14 protein-coding genes and 1 other RNA gene are annotated in these 23,200 nt (G+C 72.2%); 5 read left to right on the forward strand and 10 right to left on the reverse strand.

Annotated elements, in window-relative coordinates; all coding sequences use genetic code 11:
* Window positions 1-14: 14 nt before the first annotated feature.
* From ACFY2L_RS06850 to ftsE, 6 genes are all read right to left on the reverse strand, one after another.
* Window positions 15-5,009 (reverse strand): ricin-type beta-trefoil lectin domain protein, encoded by a 4,995-nt coding sequence (locus tag ACFY2L_RS06850; RefSeq protein ID WP_390821661.1) that lies wholly within the window; start codon window positions 5,007-5,009, stop codon window positions 15-17.
* Window positions 5,010-5,276: 267 nt separating this feature from the next.
* Window positions 5,277-5,671: a transfer-messenger RNA gene (ssrA, locus tag ACFY2L_RS06855) on the reverse strand.
* A 135-nt stretch (window positions 5,672-5,806) separates the two neighbouring features.
* Window positions 5,807-6,349: an SsrA-binding protein SmpB gene (gene smpB / locus ACFY2L_RS06860; RefSeq protein ID WP_390660287.1), complete on the reverse strand. Its 543-nt coding sequence runs from the start codon at window positions 6,347-6,349 to the stop codon at window positions 5,807-5,809.
* Window positions 6,350-6,428: 79 nt separating this feature from the next.
* Window positions 6,429-7,595, reverse strand: a complete 1,167-nt coding sequence (locus tag ACFY2L_RS06865) for a S41 family peptidase (RefSeq protein WP_390821662.1) — start codon at window positions 7,593-7,595, stop codon at window positions 6,429-6,431.
* Window positions 7,596-7,663: 68 nt separating this feature from the next.
* Window positions 7,664-8,581, reverse strand: a complete 918-nt coding sequence (gene ftsX, locus ACFY2L_RS06870; protein WP_390660233.1) for a permease-like cell division protein FtsX — start codon at window positions 8,579-8,581, stop codon at window positions 7,664-7,666.
* Between the two features lie 40 nt (window positions 8,582-8,621).
* Window positions 8,622-9,311 (reverse strand): cell division ATP-binding protein FtsE, encoded by a 690-nt coding sequence (gene ftsE, locus ACFY2L_RS06875; RefSeq protein WP_030943440.1) that lies wholly within the window; start codon window positions 9,309-9,311, stop codon window positions 8,622-8,624.
* A gap of 246 nt (window positions 9,312-9,557) precedes the next feature.
* Between ftsE and ACFY2L_RS06880 the strand changes: the two genes are divergently transcribed.
* Complete coding sequence (locus tag ACFY2L_RS06880) at window positions 9,558-9,749, forward strand: hypothetical protein (protein ID WP_055639109.1); 192 nt, start codon at window positions 9,558-9,560, stop codon at window positions 9,747-9,749.
* A gap of 96 nt (window positions 9,750-9,845) precedes the next feature.
* Here the strand turns inward: ACFY2L_RS06880 and ACFY2L_RS06885 are convergent, their stop codons facing one another.
* The 4 genes from ACFY2L_RS06885 to ACFY2L_RS06900 form a co-directional block, all read right to left on the reverse strand.
* Window positions 9,846-10,733 (reverse strand): hypothetical protein, encoded by an 888-nt coding sequence (locus ACFY2L_RS06885; RefSeq protein ID WP_390821663.1) that lies wholly within the window; start codon window positions 10,731-10,733, stop codon window positions 9,846-9,848.
* Window positions 10,734-11,037: 304 nt separating this feature from the next.
* A complete protein-coding gene (gene prfB, locus ACFY2L_RS06890) occupies window positions 11,038-12,144 on the reverse strand; it encodes a peptide chain release factor 2 (RefSeq protein ID WP_390660235.1) in 1,107 nt (368 codons plus the stop codon).
* 86 nt (window positions 12,145-12,230) lie between these two features.
* A complete protein-coding gene (locus ACFY2L_RS06895) occupies window positions 12,231-13,487 on the reverse strand; it encodes a serine/threonine-protein kinase (RefSeq protein ID WP_390660236.1) in 1,257 nt (418 codons plus the stop codon).
* 128 nt (window positions 13,488-13,615) lie between these two features.
* Window positions 13,616-15,304, reverse strand: a complete 1,689-nt coding sequence (locus tag ACFY2L_RS06900; RefSeq protein WP_390821664.1) for a serine/threonine-protein kinase — start codon at window positions 15,302-15,304, stop codon at window positions 13,616-13,618.
* 399 nt (window positions 15,305-15,703) lie between these two features.
* On the opposite strand from ACFY2L_RS06900, the gene ACFY2L_RS06905 reads away from it, so the two are divergent.
* The 4 genes from ACFY2L_RS06905 (at window position 15,704) to ACFY2L_RS06920 (ending at window position 23,147) form a co-directional block, all read left to right on the forward strand.
* Window positions 15,704-19,354 (forward strand): FHA domain-containing protein, encoded by a 3,651-nt coding sequence (locus ACFY2L_RS06905; protein ID WP_390821713.1) that lies wholly within the window; start codon window positions 15,704-15,706, stop codon window positions 19,352-19,354.
* A 211-nt stretch (window positions 19,355-19,565) separates the two neighbouring features.
* A complete protein-coding gene (locus tag ACFY2L_RS06910; RefSeq protein WP_390821665.1) occupies window positions 19,566-20,948 on the forward strand; it encodes an ABC transporter substrate-binding protein in 1,383 nt (460 codons plus the stop codon).
* A 7-nt stretch (window positions 20,949-20,955) separates the two neighbouring features.
* Window positions 20,956-22,299: a carbohydrate ABC transporter permease gene (locus tag ACFY2L_RS06915; protein WP_390821666.1), complete on the forward strand. Its 1,344-nt coding sequence runs from the start codon at window positions 20,956-20,958 to the stop codon at window positions 22,297-22,299.
* Window positions 22,296-23,147, forward strand: a complete 852-nt coding sequence (locus ACFY2L_RS06920) for a carbohydrate ABC transporter permease (RefSeq protein ID WP_390660240.1) — start codon at window positions 22,296-22,298, stop codon at window positions 23,145-23,147. The genes ACFY2L_RS06915 and ACFY2L_RS06920 overlap by 4 nt, the downstream gene beginning before the upstream one ends.
* Window positions 23,148-23,200 lie beyond the last annotated feature (53 nt).

Genomic DNA, 23,200 nt, shown 5'->3' on the forward strand with positions numbered 1-23,200 from the left:
CTCCTCCTCGCCTTCTACTTCGGGTAGCAGGTCTGCACGTAGTAGCCGCGGGGGTGTTTCGGTATCCCCGGCCCCTTCGGTGCCCTCACCAGCTTGATGTAGTAGCCGTTGCCCGCGGCCTTGGGGGCCCTCGCCACGGTCCTGTTGTCGTAGTACACCGTGCCGAGGGACTGGTCCTTCGGCCCGAAGAACCCTGACCAGTCCAGATCGTTCTTGTTGCCCCTGAGCCAGTTGCTGATCATGCTCGCCTTGTCGGCCAGGGCGGCGTCGACGACCTTCTGGGCCGTGTCCTGGTCCGCCCAGACGCTGTTCGGCGTGTCCTTGTCGTACTTGTCGGTCTTCCGGGCGGCCAGGGCCTCGGCCTCGGCCCTGTTGGGCCGCACGTGCTCCGTGATCGTGTGGGCCAGGCCGGGGAACTTGGCACCGTCGAACACGATGTCGTTGCAGTTGTGGACCAGCACCGGAGTGCTGCCCGCCACCGCGTAGAACGTGTGCAGGCCGGACACCGTCAGGTCGTACACCGTCCGGGGCGCCCGGTCGTCGCGGTCGAGCACCGCCGCCACCGTACGGACCGTTCCGTCGGAGGTGCGCACACTGTCGCCGGCGCGCAGGTCGGACGCGAAGGTCCAGTCCCGGCCGGTGACGTAGAAGCGGTGGCCCGGCGTGCTCGTCAGACGCCCGCCGTCCGCCAGGGTGATGTCCAGCAGGTCCTCGGTCGGGTGCGAGAACGTGCGGGTGACCGGCTCGGCCTGCGTCCGGCCGGTGAGCGGGTCGGTGGCCAGGACGAGGTCGCCCAGCCGCACGTCACGGATCGCCTTGCGGCTGCCGTCGGCCAGGACCACCTCGGTGGCGCCGGGGAAGCTGTTGAGCTTGCACGCCGTGCGCGCGTCCTCGTACGCCTTCACACTGCGCTCGATCTGGGCCAGCGTCTGCGGGTCCACGTTGTCCAGCGCCTTCAGCGCCTTGAACGCGTCGGTGACCCCGACCCCGGTCTTCATGGCGGCGTCCAGGGCGCGGAGCCCCTCCGCGACCTTCGTGAAGGCCTTGCCCGGGATGAAGTTGGACGCGAACCAGGCGCAGCCGGCGGCGTCGCCGTGGTAGCAGCGGACGGCGTCGCCCAGCACGACCTCGTAGAGGACCGCGCCGAGGGTGTCCCCGAAGAGGGCCTGCCAGCCCAGGCGCGTGATGTCACCTGCGGTGAAGTGGTGCGTCCACTCCTGCTTCTGGTCCCTGAGGACCACCGTCTTGAGGAAGAGTGTGTCCTCGGCCGGGCAGCCCGACTCCGTGGCGGGGACGTCGGGGTTGGTGCAGAGGTAGTAGCTGACCGTGAGGTCGAGGTGCAGTTCGTACGTCACCGTGCAGCCCTGCAGCGTGTAGTCGCACTTGTTGAGCTGCTTGGCCGGGGCCGCGTCGGTCATCTTCTCGATGACGTAGAAGACCCCGTCGACGCCAGTGCCGGCGCCCGCCTGCACCTGTCCGTTGGCCTCCTTGCGCTCGGCCGAGTCGGCTGCCTGCTGGGCGGAGTCGGCGTACTTCTGGGCGTCCTTGGCGGCCTGCTCGGCCAGGGTGGCCTCGGCGTCGGCGCGGTCGGCCGCCGCACGGGCGTCCTTGGCGGCCTGCTCGGCCTGGGAGGCGGCGCTGCGGGCGGCCTCCGCGTCCAGGGCGGCCTGGTCGGCCGAGGCGCGGGCGTCGGCCGCGTAGCCCTCGGCGCGTCCGGCGGCCTTGTCGGCCGCGGCCGCGTCGGCGGTGGCCTGCTGGCCGTACTCGATGGTGCGGGCCAGTGAGGCCTGCGCGTCGGCGGCGTACGTGGCGGCCTCGGCCGCGTACCCCAGTGCCTCCTTCGCCGACTTGCGGGCCGTCGCGGCGAACCCGGCGGCCTCGGCCGCCAGGGTGTACGCCGCCTTCGCGTCGCCCGTCGCCGCCGCGGCGAGGCTCGCCGCCTGGTCGGCGTTCTTGCGCGCGTTGGCGGCGTGCGCCTCGGCGACCGCCTGCTGCTGCTCGGCGATCGTCTTCGACGACTGGCCCGTCAGGACCACCAGCCCCGCGGTGGCGTCGGTGTCGACGTACGGGGAACCGAGCTGGACGGCGTCGTTGGCCGGCGCGGCGACCTGCTGCGCCGAGGCGCCGGCGTCCGCGGCGGCCTGTGCGGTGGTGTAGGCGTGACCGGCCGCGTCGGCCGCCGAGGCGACCGCCTTGACGGACTCGGCCTTCGCCGCGTCGGCCTGGGCCTTCGCGTCGGCCGCGTGCTTGTCCGCCTCGTCGGCCAGCTTCACGGCCGTACGGGCGGCGGACGCGGCGGTCTCCGAGGCCTTGATGGCGTCGGCGGCGGCACTGGTCGCCGTACGGACGGCGGCGTCGGCCTTCAGCTTCGCGGCCTGCGCCTCGTCCGCGGCGGACCGGGCCCGCTTCGCGGCGGCCTCCGCGCGGGTGGCGGCGGCGTCCGCGTCGGCGGCTGCCTGGGTCGCGGCGTTCGCCTCGGCGCGGGCCGAGGTCGCCGCGGACTCCGCGTCGTCGGCCGCCGAGTCGGCGGCGTCGGCCGCGGCCCGGGACTCCTTGGCGTCGGCATCCGAGTCATGGGCCTCGGCGTAGGCGTCCTTGGCGTCGGCCTTGGCGCGGGCCGCGTTCGCCTTGCTCTCCGCGTCCCAGGCGTCGTCGCGCTTGCCCTTGGCCCGGTCCCGGGCGGCCTCGGCGTCCTGCCGCTTGGCACGGGCGGTGGACTCGGCGGTCTCCGCCCGGCCCTTGGCCTCGGTGGCGGTCGTCGCGTAGCCCTGGGCGTTCTTCTTGTGCTGGGCTGCCTCGGCCTGCTTGGCGGCGGCGGTCTCCTTCTCCGCCTTCGCGGTGGCCTCCTCGGCCTCCGCCGCGAGCCGCTTGGCGTGCGCGGTGGCGGCCGCGGCCTTCGCGTCGGCCTCCGCCTTCTGCGTCTCGAGGAGCTTGGACTTCGCCAGGTCGCGGGCGGCCTTGGCGTTCTGCGCCTGGACGGCGGCGGCGTCGGCGGCGGCCTTCGCCTGGGCGCGGGCCTCGTTGGCGGCGGCCGTGCGGAACGCCGCCTTCGACTGGGCGGCCTGCGCCAGGGCGCGGGCGGCGATGGTCTCACTGTCACCGGCGGCGGCCTTGGTCGCGGCGTACGCCGTGTCACCGGCCTTGGCCAGCGCCTCCAGCGCGGCGGACGACGCCTTGGTGACCTGCGCCTTCTGCTGTCCGACGAGCAGGCCGCGGCCGCGCGGAGCGCCCGCCTTGTCGGCCGTGGCGTAGGCGGCCTGGGTCGCGGCGTCCGTGTCGGCCGCGGCCTTCTTCGCCACGGCGGCCTGGGCCTTGACCAGGTCGAGCTGCTTCTTCGAGGCGGCCTGGGCGTCCGTGACGCCCTTCTTCGCCTTGTCGAACTGGGCCTTCGTCGGGTAGTCGAGGTCGTCGGTGCCGTTGTGACCGGAGGGGACGACGTCGAACTTCTGCGGGTCCTTGCCGGTGCAGTCCCACATCCGGCCGTCCCGGCTGTTGGTGTAGTCCGCCAGGTCGAGGCAGTTGCCGGTGGCCGGGTGGTACAGCCGGGTGGTCCCGTGCGTGCCGTACTCCCAGTTCTGGGACGTGCTGCTGCCGCAGGTGGAGATCTGCACGGCCGTGCCGTTGGCGTTCGCGCCGCCCTTGACGGTCAGGCACTTGCCCGAGTTGGGGTTGACCAGGTGGTCGCCGGAGATCTGCCACTTCTGCCCGGCACTGCCGTTGCAGGTGTAGATCTGCACGGGCGTGCCGTTGTCCTTCTTGCCGCCCGCCACGTCCAGGCACTTGTCGGTCGCGCCGTGGGCGTGCACCACGAACGGGCTGTCGCCGATCCAGCCGGGACCTCCCGCGGACCAGTAGTCCTGCCAGCGCGTCAGATGGTCGGCGATCCAGGACTGGCCGAGCATCTCGCCGAGCGCGGAGGCGCCGGCGGCCAGGGACTTGGTGGCGTCACGGCTCGCGTCGAGTATCTGGTTGCGCTGGGTCGCCTGGGCGGCGATCTCCTGCTGCCACTCGGCGGACGCGGCCGAGACCTCCTTGCCGAGGACCTTGTTCGGGTCGGCCGGGCTGTGCCAGTCGCAGGACGCGAACCGGGTCTTCAGGTCCTCCACCGCGACGCGGTACTCCACGCTGCCCGGTTCGGGCGCGGTACGCGGGAAGCCGCCGGAGGAGAGGAAGATACGGGCGTCGTCGGCCCACTGCTTGTGCATGAAGACGCGGTCTTCCCACGCCCGCTGCTCGGCCAGCGCCCGGTTCCACTCGTCACGCGGCAGGCTCGGGTCCGGGTCCTTGCCGTAGAGCGGGGTGCCGAGGTCGGTGACCGCCTTGGCCGTCGCCTCGTCCGCCTTGGGCGTCGGGTCCTCGTAGTAGTCGCTCTCGCTCTTCCACCACCGGGCTCCGAGCCAGGGAGTGATGCCGACCTGCTCGAAGTAGTCCTTGCCGCCTCCGGGCAGGCCCGGCGGATCGGCGAAGTCGGCGACGCTCTTGAAGCCGCCGGGGGTGGAGAGCCCGGACAGGGGCTTCTTCCATTCCTGGAGGCGTCCGTAGAGGTCGATCTTGTCGATGTCGTCGCGGTCCTTCTGGAACGCGCCGCTCAGCGGAGTGGAGTTCCAGTACTGCCGGTCCGCCGCGGTGTGCAGCTTGTCCGGCGTCTGGTTCAGCCCGTCCTGGGCGATCGCGTACATGGCCGGGCCGCCCATCCGCAGCACCTCGGTCATGAGGCACTGGTCCTGGCGCAGCTGCTCGGCGGCCTTGGCGTCGAAGCCGTCGTAGCTGTCTCCGCCGTCGGCGACGGTGGCCATGTCGTCGGCGGCGTACCGGCCCAGCAGGTCGGGCTGGACGGCGAGGCCGCCGATCAGGGCCACGGCCACGGCCGAGGTCACGGCCGTCGTCAGGGCGGAGGCGAGTGGTCCGGACCGTGCTGATCCGGGCCTGATGAACCCTCGTCTGGGGCGCAAGGAAGCATCCCTTTCATCGCATGTGGGCGACCGGGGGTCGCCCGTGCGGCAGGGCATGCGTGAAGAGCCGGCTCGCGGCATGACGAACGGTCTGTCTCTCCCCGTGGCGACGGTGTCCCCCCGGTCGCCTGTCGTCGCGCACGATGACGGAGTGGTCGGCTCCGCCGGGCGCGGCGATCACCATAGGCAGATGTGACGGGTTCCGGACAAGAGGGTTCGGTGAGATGTGCGGAAAACGTGATGAGGGAACGGTGTCCGGGTGGCGCGCGAGCAGCACGAAGGCCCCGCCGCTGTATGCGACGGGGCCTTCGCCCACATGGGATGTCGTGGAGATGGCGGGAATCGAACCCGCGTCCAACGGTGCGGAACCAGGGCTTCTCCGTGTGCAGTTCGCTGTGATTTTCTCGGCCCCGGCGATCACGCGAACAAGTCGCCGACGGGCCCAGTCACTGTTTGATTTCCCTCTTCACCCCGTGACCGGGATCAAGGTTTAGTCCCCTAGCTGATGCCAGGATCCGGGTCGGGAACGAGCCCGGGCTGACACTCCCATGAAGGAGCTAAACGATCACTACCTGATCAGGCAGCGAGAGCGTAGAGCTCGGGAGAATCGCTCTTGGAATTGGCGATTATTTTTTTCGGCCTGTGGTTTACGAGATCATGGCCGCTTTCTCGACACGCTTCCCCTGCTTCGACAGCCGCTGTCGAAACCGATCATCCCCATGTTGATTTTTCAATCGCTGCACCCTCGGTGGGGTGCGATCCCATCGTACGTGACCAACACACGCGGATGCCACCGTATTCCCGCCGGCCGTGCGACGGGCGGAGGCGGGCCGCGGGGCGACGGCCGGCGGCGGCTACCCGGCCCGCTGCTGCCGCTTCGCCGCCGCGATCGCCCGGTCCGTCTCCCGGCGGTCCTGCTTCTCCCGCAGGGTCTGCCGCTTGTCGTACTCCTTCTTGCCTCGCGCCAGCGCGATCTCGGCCTTCGCCCGGCCGTCCTTGAAGTAGAGGGCGAGGGGCACGATCGTGTGACCCGTCTCCTCCGACTTGACCGCCAGCTTGTCGATCTCCTCGCGGTGCAGCAGCAGCTTGCGCTTGCGGCGCGCGGAGTGGTTCGTCCAGCTGCCCTGGCTGTACTCGGGGATGTGGGCGTTGAACAGCCACGCCTCGCCGTCGTCGATCTGGACGAAGCCGTCGGTCAGGGAGGTCCGGCCCTGTCGCAGCGACTTCACCTCGGTGCCCGTGAGCACGAGCCCGGCCTCGTAGGTGTCGATGATCGCGTAGTCGTGCCGGGCCTTCTTGTTCTGGGCGACGATCTTGCGCTTGCCGCCCTTCTCGCCGTCCTTGGACTTGCCGGCCGCCCCGCCCTGCTTGGGCTGGGACTCCTTCGGTACGTACATTCCCTTGCTCATAGTGCCGCCATTTTCGCACCCTGAGGGGGTCGGAGGGAAAGCCGATTACGCGAGACCCGGGACGGACTCAGGACGGGTCCCCGAGACCGCCGAGCACGGTCTCGGCCCGCTCCAGCGCCCCGTCCGTCACGTCCAGGTCGGGCGTGATGCCCGTACCGTCGACGGCACGGCCGGAGGGAGTGCGGTAGTGGCCGACGGTGAGCTCGGCGACCGAGCCGTCGGGGAGTCTGCTCGGCATCTGCACCGAGCCCTTGCCGAAGGTGCGCGAGCCCACGACGACCGCCCGGCCCCGGTCCTGGAGGGCACCGGTGAGCAGCTCGGCCGCGCTCATGGTGCCGCCGTCGACGAGCGCGACGAGGGGGCGGTCGGTGTCGCCGCCGGGCGCGGCGTGCAGGGCGCGCTGGTCGCCGTCCACGTCGTACGTGGCGACCAGGCCGCCGTCGAGGAAGGCGGAGGCGGTGGCGGTGGCCTCGGAGACCAGGCCGCCGGAGTTGCCGCGCAGGTCCAGGACGATCCCGGTACCGGCGGGGGCCCGCCGCACGGCGGTGCGGACGGCGTTGCCGACCCCCTTGGTGAACGCGGAGATCTTGATGACGCTCGCGCCGTCGGAGAGCCTGCGGACGGTGACGGAGTCCGTGGACAGCAGGGCCCGGCGCAGGGTCTCGGTCCACGCGCGGGTGCCGCGCTCCAGGCCGAGGGTGACGGTCGTCCCCGCGGGCGCCTCCAGGGCGTCACCGCGCAGTAAGGAGACGACCTCGGTGACGGGACGGCCGTCGACCCGGTGCCCGTCGACGCTGCGCAGCCGGTCGCCGGCGCGGATCCCGGCCCCCGCCGCGGGCGAACCGGGCCGCACCTCGGTCACCTCGATGCGCCCGTCCCGCTCGCGCCGCGCCCACAGGCCCACGCCGGTGTAACGGCCGTCGAGGGAGTCCTCGAACTCCTCGTACTCACCGGCGGAGTAGACGGCGGCCCAGCGGTCCCCGCTGCGGCTCACCGCGCGCTCCGCCGCGTCCAGGGGGGACTTGCCGACCGCGGCGGCCTCCTCGGCCGCCCGTGTCACGTCCGAGGAGCGCCCGGCGGGCCCCTCCCGCGTCTCACCGGAGGCGGCGCGGCGGCCGTCCACCGGCAGCGAGCCGGTCGCCGCACCGGCCACGAGCACACTCGCGAACACCAAGGTCAGGGCGGCCCCGCGGCCGAAACGGCGGGGCTGACAGAACAGGTCACGGCCTGACATGGCGGTGAGTCTAGGGGAACGGGGAGGGGCCGCACGGTCGCTCGACCGTACGGCCCGGGGGGTGTGCGTCACACCTTGAGGTACTTGCGCAGCGCGAAGAACGCCGCCAGGGCCGGCATCAGCAGGCTCGTGGCGAGGATCAGCGGAAGCTTCGTCAGGACCGCGTCCCAGCCGATGAAGTTGATCAGGTTGAGCTTCTCGGAGAGCGCCAGGCCGTTGTCGATGATGAAGTAGCGGGCGAGCACCAGGAAGCCGCAGGCGACCGTGCCGCCGATGAGACCGGCGACGGCGGCCTCCGCGATGAACGGCGCCTGGATGTAGAAGCCGGAGGCGCCGACCAGCCGCATGATCCCGGTCTCACGCCGACGGCTGAACGCCGAGACGCGCACGGTGTTGACGATCAGCATCAGCGCGACGACGAGCATCAGCGCCATCACCGCCCGCGCCGCCCAGTTCATGCCGTTGAGCAGCCCGAACAGGTTGTCCAGAATGCCCTTCTGGTCCTGCACCGACTGCACGCCGTCCCGCCCGTCGAAGGCGGTCGCGATGACCTGGTACTTCTCCGGGTCCTTCAGCTTGATCCGGTACGACTCCTGCATCTGGTCCGGGGTGAGCGAGGCGGCCAGCGGCGAGTCGCCGAACTGCTCCTTGTAGTGCTTGTACGCGTCGTCCTGCGACTCGTACGTCACCGTCTGGACCACCGACATCTTGCCGAGGTCGGACTTGATCTGCTTCTTCTGGTCGTCGGTGACCGCACCCTTGGCGCAGTTGGGGTCCGACTCGGCGTCGCTCTTGTTGCAGAGGAAGATCGAGACGTTGACCTTGTCGTACCAGTAGCCCTTCATGGTGCTGACCTGGTCGCTCATCAGGAGCGAGCCACCGAAGAGCGCCAGCGACAGGGCGACGGAGACGATGACGGCGAAGGTCATCGTCAGGTTGCGGCGGAGACCGACACCGATCTCGGAGAGTACGAACTGGGCACGCATGGCGTGTACTTGAGGCCTTTCCGGGAACGTCTGCGGGCGGTCAGTGCTGGTAGCCGTAGACGCCGCGCGCCTGGTCGCGGACGAGGCGGCCCTTCTCCAGCTCGATGACGCGCTTGCGCATCTGGTCCACGATGTTCTGGTCGTGCGTGGCCATCACGACGGTCGTGCCGGTCCGGTTGATCCGGTCGAGCAGCTTCATGATGCCGACGGAGGTCTGCGGGTCGAGGTTGCCGGTGGGCTCGTCGGCGATGAGCAGCTTCGGCCGGTTGACGAAGGCGCGCGCGATCGCGACGCGCTGCTGCTCACCACCGGACAGCTCGCCCGGCATCCGGTCCTCCTTGCCGCCCAGCCCGACGAGGTCGAGCACCTGCGGCACGGACTTGCGGATCTCGCCCTTCGACTTGCCGATGACCTCCTGCGCGAAGGCGACGTTCTCCGCCACCGTCTTGTTCGGCAGCAGCCGGAAGTCCTGGAAGACCGTCCCCAGCTGGCGGCGCATCTGCGGCACCTTCCAGTTGGAGAGGCGCGCGAGGTCCTTGCCCAGCACGTGCACCTGACCGTGGCTGCACCGCTCCTCGCGGAGGATCAGCCGCAGGAAGGTGGACTTGCCGGAGCCGGAGGACCCCACGAGGAACACGAACTCGCCCTTCTCCACCTCGAGGGAGACATCCCTGAGTGCGGGGCGGGTCTGCTTGGGGTAGACCTTGGAGACGTTGTCGAATCGGATCACGGGTGCACCACGGGTCGCCGGGGGTAGATGAGCGTGACCATACGCGAACCGGGTGTGCGAGCGCAGGCGCCGGGAGCCGTTGCGGGAGGCTTGTGCCTTTTTGTACGGGACTTTGTACGGGAGTTTGTGCGGGCCCCTCTTCGAACGGGCCGCGCGGGCTTGCCGCGAACCTGGCAGAGTGGAGGGGGAACGTTCTCGGTTTCGTGAGCGTTGTGTACGTGGAACCGGCGCAAGGAGGGCGAGCGCATGACGTACGACCGGCTGGTGTGCGCTAACTGCGCGGCGCCCGTGAGCGAGGGCCGGTGCCCTGTGTGCCGTGCGAACCGCGAGCGGCTGCAGCAGGAGAACTTCTTCGCGGGGCTGAACCCGATGGCGCTGATCGCGCTGCTGGCGGTCCTGGTGGCGGCGGTGGCGCTGCTGGCCCACCAGACCGCGTAGACCGCGGGCCTACGACGCCGAAGGGGCCCGGAGCCGATGAGCTCCGGGCCCCTTCGCGTTCACGTCATGTGACGTCCCGCACGGGAGCGGCCACCGTCAGGCAGCGGCCCCGCCGCGGCCCGCGACGAGACGCGGCAGCACACGGAAGCCGACACCGCCGGCGATCATCGTGGCAGCGCCGATGATGAGGATCGTGGTCTCGCCGGCACCCGTCTCGGCGAGCTCCCCGCCGCCGCCCTGGGCGGTGGTGTCGGTGGCGGTGTCCGAGGTGTCGGTCAGCGCGGAGCTGCCCTCCTCCTGAGTGGAGGTGCCGTCGGTGTCGGTGCCACCGGTGGCGGAACCACCCGTGGTGGAGCTGCCGCCGTTGTCGCCGGAGCCACCGTTGTCACCGGAACCGCCGTTGTCGCCGGAGCCACCGTTGTCGCCCGAGCCACCGTTGTCACCGGAACCGCCGTTGTCACCGGAGCCACCGTTGTCGCCCGAGCCACCGTTGTCACCGGAACCGCCGTTGTCGCCCGAGCCACCGTTGTCGCCCGAGCCACCGTTGTCGCCGGAGCCACCGTTGTCGCCGGAGCCACCGTTGTCACCGGAGCCACCGTTGTCGCCGGAGCCACCGTTGTCGCCGGAACCGCCGTTGTCGCCCGTGCCACCGTTGTCGCCCGAGCCACCGTTGTCGCCCGAGCCACCGTTGTCGCCCGAGCCACCGTTGTCACCGGAACCGCCGTTGTCACCGGAGCCACCGTTGTCGCCCGTGCCACCGTTGTCGCCCGTGCCACCGTTGTCGCCGGGGCAGACAGCGATCGGGCACGGGTCGTCGCCGTCCTGCGTGGTGACTTCGACGTCGCCGGACGTCGAGACGAGCCCGCTGAGGCCACCCTCGTCACCGGCGGCCGAAGCGACGCCGGCGACCGTCAGCGAGGCACCCGCGGCGATCACGGCGCCGGCGGCGATGCGCGCGACCCGGATCCGCGTCTTCTTGGTCATATGGTTGCTACCCCCAGTAGCTGATCGTCGATGAGGCCGCGCTCGGGACAGTGATCGACGGGGGTAGCAAAGATGTAGCTGAAGCCCCCCGGTTCACATGCGTCCCAGAGATACGCATGCCACACTGCACCCTCCCGATTTTTCAAAGCAACGTCAAGGCCGTTGCGCACGCAATGTCCAAGTCAGGGCGCTTTGCGTGATGTCAGAGCTGTGAGTGTGATGTAAAACCCAGGCATCGGGGGGAGTTGGGCCACGCAAAAAGGCAACCACCCCTGGCGCAGGGGCGGTTGCCTTATCGACAAACCTACTTCTCTTGCTGCTTGCGCCAGCGAATTCCGGCTTCCAGGAATCCGTCGAGCTCACCGTTGAACACGGCCTCGGGGTTGCCGACCTCGAACTCCGTACGGAGGTCCTTGACCATCTGGTACGGGTGCAGGACGTAGGACCGCATCTGGTTGCCCCAGGAGTTGCCGCCGTCGCCCTTCAGCGCGTCCATCTTGGCCTGCTCCTCCTGCCGGCGGCGCTCGAGGAGCTTCGCCTGGAGGACGTTCATCGCGGTCGCCTTGTTCTGGATCTGCGAGCGCTCGTTCTGGCAGGAGACGACGATGCCGGTGGGCAGGTGGGTGATGCGCACGGCGGAGTCGGTCGTGTTCACGCCCTGACCGCCGGGGCCGGAGGACCGGTACACGTCGATCCGCAGCTCGCTCTCGTCGATCTCGACGTGGTCGGACTGCTCGACGACGGGGAGGACCTCCACACCCGCGAAGGAGGTCTGGCGGCGTCCCTGGTTGTCGAAGGGCGAGATGCGCACGAGGCGGTGCGTGCCCTGCTCGACGGAGAGGGTGCCGTAGGCGTAGGGCACCTGGACGGCGAAGGTGGTGGACTTGATGCCGGCTTCTTCGGCGTACGACGTCTCGTAGATCTCCGTCTTGTAGCCGTGCTGCTCGGCCCAGCGCAGGTACATGCGCTGGAGCTTCTCGGCGAAGTCGGCGGCGTCGACGCCACCGGCCTCCGCGCGGATGTTCACGAGCGCTTCCCGGGAGTCGTACTCCCCGCTGAGGAGCGTGCGGACCTCCATCTCGTCCAGCGCCTTCTTGACGGCGGCGAGCTCGGCCTCGGCCTCGGCGCGGGTGTCCGGGTCGTCCTCCTCCTCGGCCATCTCGAACAGCACCGCGAGGTCGTCGATCCGGCCGCGCAGCACGTCGGCCTTCCTGACCTCGGCCTGGAGGTGGGAGAGCTTGCTGGTGATCTTCTGCGCCTCGTCCGGGTTGTCCCACAGGGACGGCGCGGCCGCCTGCTCCTCGAGCACGGCGATATCTGCCCTCAGCTTGTCGAGGTCCAGAACGGCCTCGATCGACTCCATGGTCGAGGAGAGGGACTTGAGCTCTTCGGATACATCGACGACTGCCACGCCTCCAGCGTAACGGCTCCGCCAACCGGCCAGTGCAGGGCGACCGCCCCCGGCGGCACCCCGGGCCTCCGCCCCCGCACCGTTTCCTAGGGGGCCGTCGGGGACGAGGTCTCGGTGTCGCGGGGGGAAGCTCCCGCGTCGTCTCCCGAGGTCGCCGCCCAGGTCCCGACCCCGACCGCGGCGGCCAGCACCACCGCGGCCGCGCCCAGCGTGATCCGCCGGCGCCGGGTGGCGGCCCGGTTGCGTGCGGAGCCCGGACGGGGCGCGCCCGCCGCCCGCGGCACCCGCGCCGTTCCGTGCGCGCCGCCCGCCAGCTCGTCCGGCGCCGGCACCCGCATCGAGGTGTGCGTGTCCCGGTTGGAGTCCGGCTTCGCCCCGGGGACCAGGGGCACCGCGCCCCGCCGTACCCGCCCCCCGGAGGGCGCGGGAGGGGTCGCCGCCGATCCCGTCTCCGCGGTCTCCGCGCCCCCCTCCTGCACCGTCTCCGTGTCCGGCTCGTCCACGTCCAGCGGCGGCATCCCGGCCAGCGTCGGCAACTGCTCCCGCAGCCGCGACGCCAGCTCGGACGCCCGCAGCCGCGACGCCGGGCCCTTCGCCAGGCACTGCACGATCAGCTGCCACAGCTCGTCGGGGATGCCGGGCAGCGGGGCGACCGTCTCCGTGACGTGCCGGCGCAGCACCGCGCCGGGGTGACCACCGCCGAACGGGGTGAAGCCGGCCAGCAGCTCGTACAGCACGGTCGCCAGCGCGTAGATGTCGACCGAGGCCCGCGGCGGCAGCCCCTCCACGATCTCCGGGGCGAGGTAGTCCGGGGTTCCGATGATCTTCGTGGCACGGGTCCGCTTGGGGGTGTCGATGAGTTTCGCGACCCCGAAGTCGGTCAGCAGCGCCCGGTGCGAGCCGCCGGGGCCGAGCGGTCCCTGCATGTCCAGCAGCACGTTCTCCGGCTTGACGTCCCGGTGGACGACCCCGGCCGCGTGCGCCGCGGCCAGCCCCTCCGCGACGTCGGCGACGATCGCCACCGCGGCCTCGGGCGCGAGCCTGCGGTCCCGGTCGAGCCGGGTGCGCAGGTCGGTGCCCCTGACCAGGTCCATGACCAGTGCCAGGTCGTTGCCGTCGACCACCAGGTCCCGTACCGAGACCACGTGGGGGTGTTCCAGCCCGAGCAGGGCGGTGCGCTCCTGCACGAAGCGGCCCACGAGCTCCTCGTCGGAGGCGAGGTCCTCGCGCAGCAGCTTGATGGCGACCGGCCCGTCCGGTCCCTCGCCCAGCCACACCGTGCCGGCGCTGCCCCGTCCCAGGATCTGGTGGGCGGTGTACCGGCTGCCGATCTTCCGTGCCAAGACTGCTCCTACCGACGCGTGTTGCCGACAAAAGTACGCGTCCGAAGAGCCAACCTTCACCGCGGAGACGGAAATCACCCGCCAGAAGTCGACAAGTCCACAGACTCACGGCCGGGGACCGGCGGCGGTCAGGAGCCGCTGCCGCCCGATCCGTCCACGGCACTGGCCAGGTCGTCCACCCAGCTCGTGAACTCGCGGAACCAGTGGCTGAGCTCGCCCCACCAGCTGCGACCCGTGCCGATCCAGCTCTGCAGCGGGCTGAACTCCCAGATCAGCCAGCCGGCCACGAAGAAGATGACGATCGTGAACAGACAGCCCTTGAGGCAGCCGAGCCCGGGGATCTTCATCGGGTTGGCGCTGCGCTGCCTCGGCTCGCGCGGCTCCCGGGGCTGCCGCGGCTCCGGCGCGGGCCGCTGCGGCTGGGGCTGGTGGCGCTGGGGCTGCTGCCGCTGGGGCTGCGGCGGGGCGTACTGCTGGGGCTGCTGCTGCGGGGGCGCGTACTGCTGCTGGGGCTGCTGCTGATAGCCGTATCCGCCCTGCTGCGGGCGCTGCTGCGGCTGCTGCGGCCGGGCGACCTGCCGCTGGGGGCGGCGGCGCAGCGGGTCCTCCCCGGGGTCGAGGTACTGCTGGACCTGCGTCTGCTCGTTGCGGTCGCGGGCCGCCCGCAGCTGGGTCTGCCAGGGATGCGGCTGCTCGGGCTGCTGCTGCCCGGGCTGGTGCGGCGGCACGGGCGGCATCACGGCCGTCGGGTCGGCCGCGCCCGCCGGGCCACCGGTGTGCGGCAGGACCGCGGTGGGGTCGGCCGCGCCCGCGGGTGCGCCGGTGTGCGGAAGCACGCTGGTCGCCGCGTTCGGGTCGTACGCCCCCGCGGGCGCCCCCGATCCGGCGCCCGGCACCTGCGCGGGCGCCGGGTCCGGGGCGAGCAGGTGGACGACGCCCTCGGCGGCGGCGATCTGCATCGAGTTGGCGTGCACGCCGATGCCCTCGGCGACGATCCGCAGACCGCGCGCGAGGTTCTCGGCGCCGGGCCGGTGCTCGGGGTTCTTGCTCAGGCAGCGCTCGATGACCGTCCACAGCGGGTCGGGGACGGTGGAGGGGCGGCGCGGCTCGGCGCTGAGGTGCTGGTGGAGCACTTCCAGGGCGGAGCCGCCGGAGAACGGCGGACGGCCGGTGACCAGCTCGTACAGCAGGATGCCGGCGCCATAGATGTCGACGGCGGAGGTCTGCGGGCGGCCCTCGGCGGACTCCGGCGCCACGTACGCGGGCGTGCCGACGAACTCGCTGGTCCGGGTCAGACCCGGGGAGTCGGCCAGTCGGGCGATGCCGAAGTCGGTGAGCATCGGGTGCATCTGGCCGCCCTCCTGCTTGAGCAGGACGTTGGCCGGCTTGAGGTCGCGGTGCACCACGCCGTCGGCGTGGCTCGCGGCGAGCGCGTCGGCGACCTGGGCGGTGAGCAGGGCGGCGGCGACGGGCGTCAGGGGCCCGTTCTCGCGCAGGTAGCGGTGCAGGTCGGGGCCGTCGACGAGGTCCATCACGAGGGCCAGCAGATCGCCCTCGACGACCAGGTCGCGGACCCGGACGATGTTGGGGTGGGTCAGGCGCAGCAGCACGGACCGCTCGCGCAGGAACCGCATCACGACGTCGGGGTCGCTCGCGAGCTCCTCCTTGAGGACCTTGATCGCGACGGTCTCCCCGGGCTGGCCGGGCACGGCTGCCTCGGCGCCCGCTGTCTCGCGCTGGCGGGCTCGCCAGACGGTGCCCGTGGCGCCGCGTCCGAGCGGCTCCTCGAGCAGGTACTTGCTGCCGACTGGCCGCACGTCACGCGCTCCCTGCTGCTTGCTTGGCTGCTTGCTTGCCTGTTCTGGCTGTGTTCCGACCCACTGTAGTGCCGTGCTCCCCGTACCGGGCTGTCCTCTTCCTATGGGCCTTGCGTACGGTCACGTGCCCTCTCCCCCGCCTGTTCGAAGGAAAGACGCGCACCCCGGTCCGCGGGTTGCGGAAGCCGGGCGTGACCGATCTCAACTGATCGTCGGATGATCGGCGACGGTGCCATGGTCAGGCACTTTTGCGGGCAGAGCCGACCAATCAAGATCACTTGTCCTCGGGTGGTGGGCGGATTGTCAGTGACAGGTGCGAGGATGCCTGCAGTACTGGCCGATGTGCTCGTGTGGGGTGGGGGGTTGTCCGCACCCGCGCAGAAGGGACCGCTGACGGCGATGCAGATCCGGCTGACCGTCGTAGACCCGCTGGGCCCGCATGCCGACGCACGCGGCCGCGCCGCGAGCTGCGACGTACTGGTCACGGCGCCCGCCGGCACGGCCCTGGCCGCGGTGGCGTCCGCCCTGGCCGCGGCGGTCTCCGGCGAGGGCGCCGGCGGCGCGTCCGTCGCCCTGTACGCGGGCGCGGAGCGGCTCGACACCCAGCGCTGCACGCTGGGTGAGCCCCCGCTGATCGACGGCGCCCTGCTGTCCGTGGGCGCCCCGGCCGATCCCGAGCCGCATCCCGAGGTCGACGACGCCCCGGCCCGGCTGCACGTGGTCGCGGGCCCGGACGCGGGCGGGGTCCATCTGCTGCACGGCGGCCAGGTCCGCGTGGGCCGCTCCGCCGACGCCGAGGTCCCGCTCGACGACCCTGACGTCTCCCGCCTCCACTGCGCGGTGACGCTCTCGCCCGACGGCCGCGCCACGGTCACCGATCTCGGCTCCACCAACGGCACCACCCTGGACGGCGTCCGCGTCCAGACCCGCCCCGTCCGCCTCGTCCCGGGCGCGCTGCTGCGGATCGGCGAGTCGGCCCTGCGGCTCGCTCCCCCCGGCGGCCCGGGGGCGCGGGTGGCGACGACCCCGGACGGCGAGGGGCACGTACGGGTGCCGTGCGGCGGTACGGCGACGGAGGGCGCGGTGCATCCGGGCCCCGGCGCCGCGGGCGGCCGGCACACGCGCGGAGCGGGTCCCGGCCTCAGGGGGACGGGCACGGCGGGCGCGTCCGCCGCGCACCAGGCGGACGCGCGGCCGGGCACGAACACCGGCGGGACGGACACGCGGGACGCCGTCCACCCGCGCGTGACCGGCACCGGCCCGGACACGGGCGCCGACGGCGCGCGCGGCCGGGGCCCCGCCCGCGTGCCGGGCGCCCGCGCCGCCGACGCGCGGGGGAGCGGCGACGGGAGCGGCACCGGCGATCCCGCCCCGCCCCACGGCCCGACCGGCCACGCCTACGGCACCGCGGACTGGAGCGGCTCCACGGCCGCCCGGTCCGAGCGCGCCCACACCTCCGGCGAGGGCCCCCTGGTCCCCGGCCAGGCGGGCGCACCGCGCATCGAGAGCCACCGGGACACCGGCGGGACGCGTGCCCCGGCGGACCGCCGCACCCCGCCGCCGGTCCCCTCGGCCGGCACCTCCGCACCGGGCACCGGCCCCTCCCACGACCCGCACGACACCCACGCCGCCCTGGGTCCCTTCGCGCCGCCGTACGCCGACGGGCCGTACGACGACGTCCGGGGCCCGCACACCCCGGCCGCCGGCCCCGACGCGGTGTCCCCCGCCGCCTCCCGCCGCAAGGGCACCCCGCTGCGCGGCACCGACGTCCCGCCCGGGGTGCGCCGGCGCGGCGGTCTCTCCGCGTGGGCGCGGCGGCTGGCCGGCGGGCGTGGCAGCGCGCAGGACGACCCCGGCGGCGAGGCCTACGACGACGACCTGCCCGGAGCGCAGACGCAGCCCTCGGCGCTGCCTGCGCCCGCGCCGGAGACCTGGCCGGACCCCGCGGCACTGCTGCTGACGGCCCTGGCACCCGGCCCCCGGCTCTGGGAGCGCGGCCCGGGTCACCCGGAGGCGCTCACGGTCCGGCTCGGCACGGCGGACCGGGCCGCGCCGGACGGCTCGGGCCTGCTGCCCGCCGTACCGGTGACCGCGGGCCTGCGCGAGGCGGGGGCGCTGGGCCTGGCCGGTCCGCGCCCGCGCCTGTCCGGGCTGGCCCGCGCCGTGCTGGCCCAGCTGGCCGCGCTGCACTCCCCGGAGGCCCTGGAGATCGTCCTGATCAGCACGGACCGCGCGCGCGGGGAGCAGGAGCGGGCCGCCGAGTGGTCCTGGCTCGGCTGGCTGCCCCATCTGCGCCCGGGCCACGGCCAGGACTGCCGCCTGCTGCTCGCCTACGACCACGACCAGGCCGCCGCCCGCACCGACGAGCTGCTGCGCCGCCTGGAGGACCACCCGCCGGCCGGCGGCCCGGCGCCCCGCACGGCCCACCGCCCGTCCTGGGCCCGGGCCGACGACGCGGGTGACGGCTTCCCGGGTCCCTTCACGGTGGTCGTCGTGGACGGCGATCCGGGCGGCGCCGATCTGCGGGAGGCGGTCACCCGGCTGGCGGTGGCGGGGCCGCGGGCCGGCATCCATGTGCTGTGCCTGGCCGAGACGCCCGCCGCGTCCCCGGCCTCGCCGGTGACCGACACGTACGAGGCGGCCTGCGCCTCGGCGCCCGCGTTCCGCGCGTGCGGGGCGGTCGCGCTGCTCAGCGGGGACGTGGCGACGGCGCTGCGGCTGTTCCGGGTCGCGCCGGAGGGCGACGGCAGGTCCGGTCCGGTGGGACCGGGCACGCTCGCCGCCGTGGACGCGGTCTCGCTCGCCTGGGCCGAGCGCTTCGCGCGCGCCCTGGCGCCGCTGCGCCCCGACGGCGGCGGCGAGCGGCACACGCGGGTGTCGGCGCCGCTGCCCCCGTCGGCCCGTCTCCTCGACGAGCTGGGCCTCGCCCGTGCCACGCCCGCGTCCCTGATGGCCCGCTGGGCGGACGCGGCCGACGACCCCGAGGCGCTCGGCGGCCGGGCGTGGGCCGTGCTGGGCGCCGGACCGCGCGGCCCGGTCGCCGTGGACCTCGCCGCCGAGGGCCCCCATCTGCTGATCGAGGGCCCGCCCGGCAGCGGCCGTACGGAGCTGCTGCGGGCGGTCGTCGCCTCGCTGGCCGCCGCCGAGCGGCCGGACCGGCTGAGCGTGCTCCTGCTGGACGGCCGCGACACCGTCGGCAAGGGCACCGGCGGCCACGGCGACGGTCTGCGCGTCTGTACGGACGTCCCGCATGTCACCGGCCATCTGACCGCCAACGACCCGGTCCGTATGCGGGAGTTCGCCCAGTCGCTGAGCGCCGAGCTGAAGCGGCGGGCCGAACTGCTGGGCCTCTCCGACTTCGCCGAGTGGCACACGCACCGCGCGGTCTCCGGCCGGATCGTCCCGCAGCGGACCCCGAAGGTCCCGCCGTCCCCGGGGGCCGGCGCCGCCGACCTCGACACCCCGCCCAGCTCCACCCTCCGGCTGCGGCCCTCGGCCGCCGCCCGCCGGGAGACCGAGGTGCCGTCTCCGCTGCCCCGTCTCGTGGTGGTCGTCGACGACCTCGACGCGCTCGTCTCCCCCGCCCTCGGCTCCCCCGGCCGGCCCGCCGCGGGGTCCGTCATGCGCGCGCTGGAGGCGGTGGCCCGGGAGGGTGACCGGCTCGGTGTGCACCTGGTGGCGGCCACCGGGCCCTGCGACCGTACGGCGGAGTCGGAACCGGCCCGCCGTTCGACCGTTCGGATCGGTCTCGACGCGCCGGGTTCGGGCGCCGACGAACCAGCGCCCGGCCGGGGACGCCTCAAGGGCGCGGACGGCCGCCTCACCCCGTTCCAGGGCGGCCGCGTGACGGGCCGTATCCCCCGGACGGCGACCCTGCGCCCCACGGTGGTACCCCTGGAGTGGCAGCGCATGGGCGACCCGCCCACGCGCAGGCCGGTCCGCGAACTGGGCAACGGCCCCACCGACTTGGCCCTGCTGGCCAGCGCGTTGGAACGCGCGGCGGCCACCGGCAGGCCCCGGTCGGGGCAGCCCAGCCCGTCCGGCGCCTGAGGAGCGGCGCTCGTTCCGGCCCGAAGGGGTCCGGGGGCGGCAGTCCCCGGACCGCGCCCGCGCGGGGAAACCCGCACCCCCGCAGTCACGACGCGGTCACGATCCCCCACTTGACACGCTTCGCGCTCTTGCCGACCTCTGGCACCCGGCGTAGACCAGTGCCACGGGACAGCGCTCGAACGTTCGACGAGGAACGAAGAACGGGGCAGTGATGCGCAGGACGAGCAGCACCATCCGTACACGCAGGACCGTGAAAGCCGCCGCCACGCTGCTGGCGGGAGCCCTGGCGCTCTCGCTCACCGCGTGCGGCGGCGACGACGACAAGAGCAGCGGCAACGGGAGCGCGACCGGAACAGAGGACTCCCGAAGCACCGTCACCCTCCCCAAGCTGAACGGCACCACACTCGAGGTCGCCGCCGTGTGGACCGGCACCGAGCAGGCCAACTTCAAGAAGGTCCTGGCGGAGTTCGAGAAGCGCACCGGTGCGAAGATCACGTTCGTGCCCGCGCAGGACCCCATCATCAACTTCCTGGGCTCGAAGATCGCGGGCGGCGCACCGCCGGACGTGGCGATGCTCCCCCAGCCCGGCGCGATCAAGCAGGCCGTGGACAAGGGCTGGGCGAAGCCGCTGGGCGCGGACGCCACCGACGAGCTCCGGAAGAACTACGCGCAGGGCTGGCAGGACATCGGCAAGGTGGACGGCAAGCAGTACGGCGTCTACTACAAGGCCGCCAACAAGTCGCTGATCTGGTACAACGCGCAGGTCTTCGAGAACGCGGGCGCGAGTGAGCCCACGACGTGGGACGAACTGCTGGACACCGCGCAGACGGTGTCCGACTCCGGCGTCACGCCGTTCTCGATCGGCGGCGCCGACGGCTGGACGCTCACCGACTGGTTCGAGAACGTCTATCTGTCCCAGGCGGGGCCGGAGAAGTACGACCAGCTCGCCCAGCACAAGATCAAGTGGACGGACCCCTCGGTCAAGGAGGCGCTGACCACGCTCGCCCGGATCTGGGGCAAGACGGACTGGATCGCGGGGGGCGCGAACGGCGCCCTGCAGACGGAGTTCCCGGCATCGGTCACACAGACCTTCACCGGCGGCGACCAGCCGAAGGCGGGCATGGTCTACGAGGGCGACTTCGTCCAGGTCAACATCGCGGACACCAAGGCGAAGGTCGGCACGGACGCCAAGGTGTTCCCGTTCCCGAAGGCCGGCGACACCGCGCCGGTGGTCTCCGGCGGTGACGCGGCCGTCATCCTGAAGGACTCCGAGGGCGCGCAGGCGCTGGCGACCTTCCTGGCCTCGCCGGACGCGGCGGAGATCCAGGCCGAGCTCGGCGGCTACCTCTCGCCGAACAAGAACGTGGACATCTCCGCGTACCCGAACGAGGTCCAGCAGAGGATCGCCAAGGCGCTGATCGCGGCGGGCGACGACTTCCGCTTCGACATGTCCGACCAGGCCCCGCAGGCCTTCGGCGGCACGCCCGGCAAGGGCGAGTGGAAGGACCTGCAGGACTTCCTGAAGAACCCGTCGGACGTGGCCGGCATCCAGAAGAAGCTGGAGTCGGACGCGGCGGCGGCGTACGGGAACTGACCCGGCGATGAAGTCGGCAGCGGTGGCGGGGGCTCCCGGAGCCCCCGCCCCTCCTCGCCCGCGCAAGAGCGTCACCGGCACCCGCGCAACCGTGGCGGCACTGTTCCTGCTGCCCGCCCTGCTGCTGCTCGGGGCGCTCGTGGTCTACCCCATCGGGTACTCGGTCGTGCGCAGTTTCTACGACCAGTCCGGCGACGGGTTCGCCGGCGTCGACAACTACAAGGCCCTCTTCACGGACGACGGCATCCGCGCGGCCCTGAAGAACAACGTGATCTGGGTGGTGTTCGCGCCGACGGTCGCGACCGCGCTCGGACTGATCTTCGCGGTGCTGACCGAACGGGTGCGCTGGGGCACGGCGTTCAAGCTGGTCGTCTTCATGCCGATGGCGATCTCGATGCTCGCCGCCGGCATCATCTTCCGGCTGGTCTACGACCAGGACCCGGACAAGGGCGTCGCGAACGCGGTCTGGGTGGGCGTGCACGACACGTTCGCCCAGGCGTCCGCGTTCCCGAAGGCCCACCCGGGCCGGGAGTCGCCGCTCGTGGCCCAGGGCGGCGGCTTCGTCACCAAGGCCACCGTCCACACCGGCGGCACCGTCACCCTGCCCCTGGTGGGCGTGGCCCCCGACCGGATGCCCGACGGCGCGAAGAAGGCCGTGGCACCGAAGGCCGAGCCGGGGAAGATCACCGGGACCACCTGGCAGGACTTCACCCGGGGCAAGGGCGTCGGCACCCTCGGCGCCCCGGACCCCACCGAACCGGGCTACGCCGGCATGAGGATCGAGGCGGTGAAGGACGGCACGGTGGTGGCGTCCACGAAGGCCGCCGACGACGGCACCTTCACCCTTCCCGCCGAGGCCGACGGCGCCCGGCTCCGGCTGCCCGCGAGCAACTTCAAGGAGCCGTACAACGGCCTGGACTGGCTGGGCCCGTCCCTGGTCACCCCGGCGATCATCGGGTCGTACATCTGGATGTGGGCGGGCTTCGCGATGGTGCTGATCGCGGCCGGCCTGGCGGGGGTCCCCCGGGAACTCCTGGAGGCCGCCCGGGTCGACGGGGCGAACGAGTGGCAGGTGTTCCGCAGGGTCACCGTCCCGCTGCTCGCACCGGTCCTCGCGGTCGTCGCGGTCACCCTGATGATCAATGTGCTCAAGGTGTTCGACCTGGTGTTCATCATCGCGCCGGGATCCTCGCAGGACGACGCGAACGTGCTGGCGCTGGAGCTGTACCGCAAGGGCTTCTCCGAGGACCAGCCGGGCATCGCGAGCGCCATCGCGGTGTTCCTGCTGCTGCTGGTGATCCCGGTGATGTGGTTCAACGTGCGACGGCTGAGGCGGGAGGTGCGGCGATGACGACGACGGGCAAGTGGCTGGTCGAGAAGCTCAACGGCGGACTGGTCCGGGCGTTCCTCCTCGTCGTCGGCCTGTTCTGGCTGGTGCCGACCATCGGTCTGCTCATCTCCTCCCTCCGCGCGCCGGAGGACATGAGCGCGAGCGGCTGGTGGAAGGTGTTCAGCGAGCCCTCCCAGCTCACCTTCGCCAGCTACCGCAAGCTCCTCGAGAACAGCGACATCACCGACTCCCTCGTCAACACGGTGCTGATCACCGTCCCGGCGACGGTCCTGGTCGTCTTCATCGGCTCGCTCGCCGGATACGCCTTCGCGTGGATGGAGTTCCCGGGCCGCGACTGGTGGTTCCTGGCCGTGGTGGGCCTGTTGGTGGTGCCCGTGCAGGTGGCGCTGATCCCGATCGCCGAACTGTTCGGCAAGATCGGCCTGTTCGGCACCGTCCTCGGGGTGATCCTGTTCCACGTCGGCTTCGGCCTGCCGTTCTCGGTGTTCCTGCTGCGGAACTTCTTCGCGGAGATCCCCCGCGAACTGCTGGAGGCGGCCCGGCTGGACGGGGCGGGCGAACTGCGCCTGTTCTTCCGGGTGGTGATGCCGCTGGCCGCTCCGGCGATCGCGAGCCTGGCCATCTTCCAGTTCCTGTGGGTGTGGAACGACATGCTGGTCGCGCTGGTGTTCACCAACGCCGACAGCCAGCCGATCACGGTCGCCCTGCAGACGCAGGTACGGCAGTTCGGCAACAACATCGACGTGCTGGCGCCGGGCGCGTTCATCTCGATGGTGATCCCGCTGGCCGTGTTCTTCGCGTTCCAGCGGCAGTTCGTGTCCGGTGTGATGGCGGGCGCGGTCAAATAGCCCGGAGAACAACACGGGGAGGGGGCGGGACGTCACGGTCCCGTCCCCTTTCG

Source organism: Streptomyces sp. NPDC001381 (assembly GCF_042895685.1).
Classification (GTDB): Bacteria; Actinomycetota; Actinomycetes; order Streptomycetales; family Streptomycetaceae; genus Streptomyces.

Bases quoted from the DNA above. Each gene is read 5' to 3' on its own strand.
- ACFY2L_RS06850 (WP_390821661.1), bottom strand. From the start codon at position 5,009: ATGCCCTGCCGCACGGGCGACCCCCGGTCGCCCACATGCGATGAAAGG.
- smpB (WP_390660287.1), bottom strand. From the start codon at position 6,349: ATGTACGTACCGAAGGAGTCCCAGCCCAAGCAGGGCGGGGCGGCCGGC.
- ACFY2L_RS06865 (WP_390821662.1), bottom strand. From the start codon at position 7,595: ATGTCAGGCCGTGACCTGTTCTGTCAGCCCCGCCGTTTCGGCCGCGGG.
- ftsX (WP_390660233.1), bottom strand. From the start codon at position 8,581: ATGCGTGCCCAGTTCGTACTCTCCGAGATCGGTGTCGGTCTCCGCCGC.
- ACFY2L_RS06880 (WP_055639109.1), top strand. From the start codon at position 9,558: ATGACGTACGACCGGCTGGTGTGCGCTAACTGCGCGGCGCCCGTGAGC.
- ACFY2L_RS06885 (WP_390821663.1), bottom strand. From the start codon at position 10,733: ATGACCAAGAAGACGCGGATCCGGGTCGCGCGCATCGCCGCCGGCGCC.
- ACFY2L_RS06905 (WP_390821713.1), top strand. From the start codon at position 15,704: ATGCAGATCCGGCTGACCGTCGTAGACCCGCTGGGCCCGCATGCCGAC.
- ACFY2L_RS06910 (WP_390821665.1), top strand. From the start codon at position 19,566: ATGCGCAGGACGAGCAGCACCATCCGTACACGCAGGACCGTGAAAGCC.
- ACFY2L_RS06915 (WP_390821666.1), top strand. From the start codon at position 20,956: ATGAAGTCGGCAGCGGTGGCGGGGGCTCCCGGAGCCCCCGCCCCTCCT.
- ACFY2L_RS06920 (WP_390660240.1), top strand. From the start codon at position 22,296: ATGACGACGACGGGCAAGTGGCTGGTCGAGAAGCTCAACGGCGGACTG.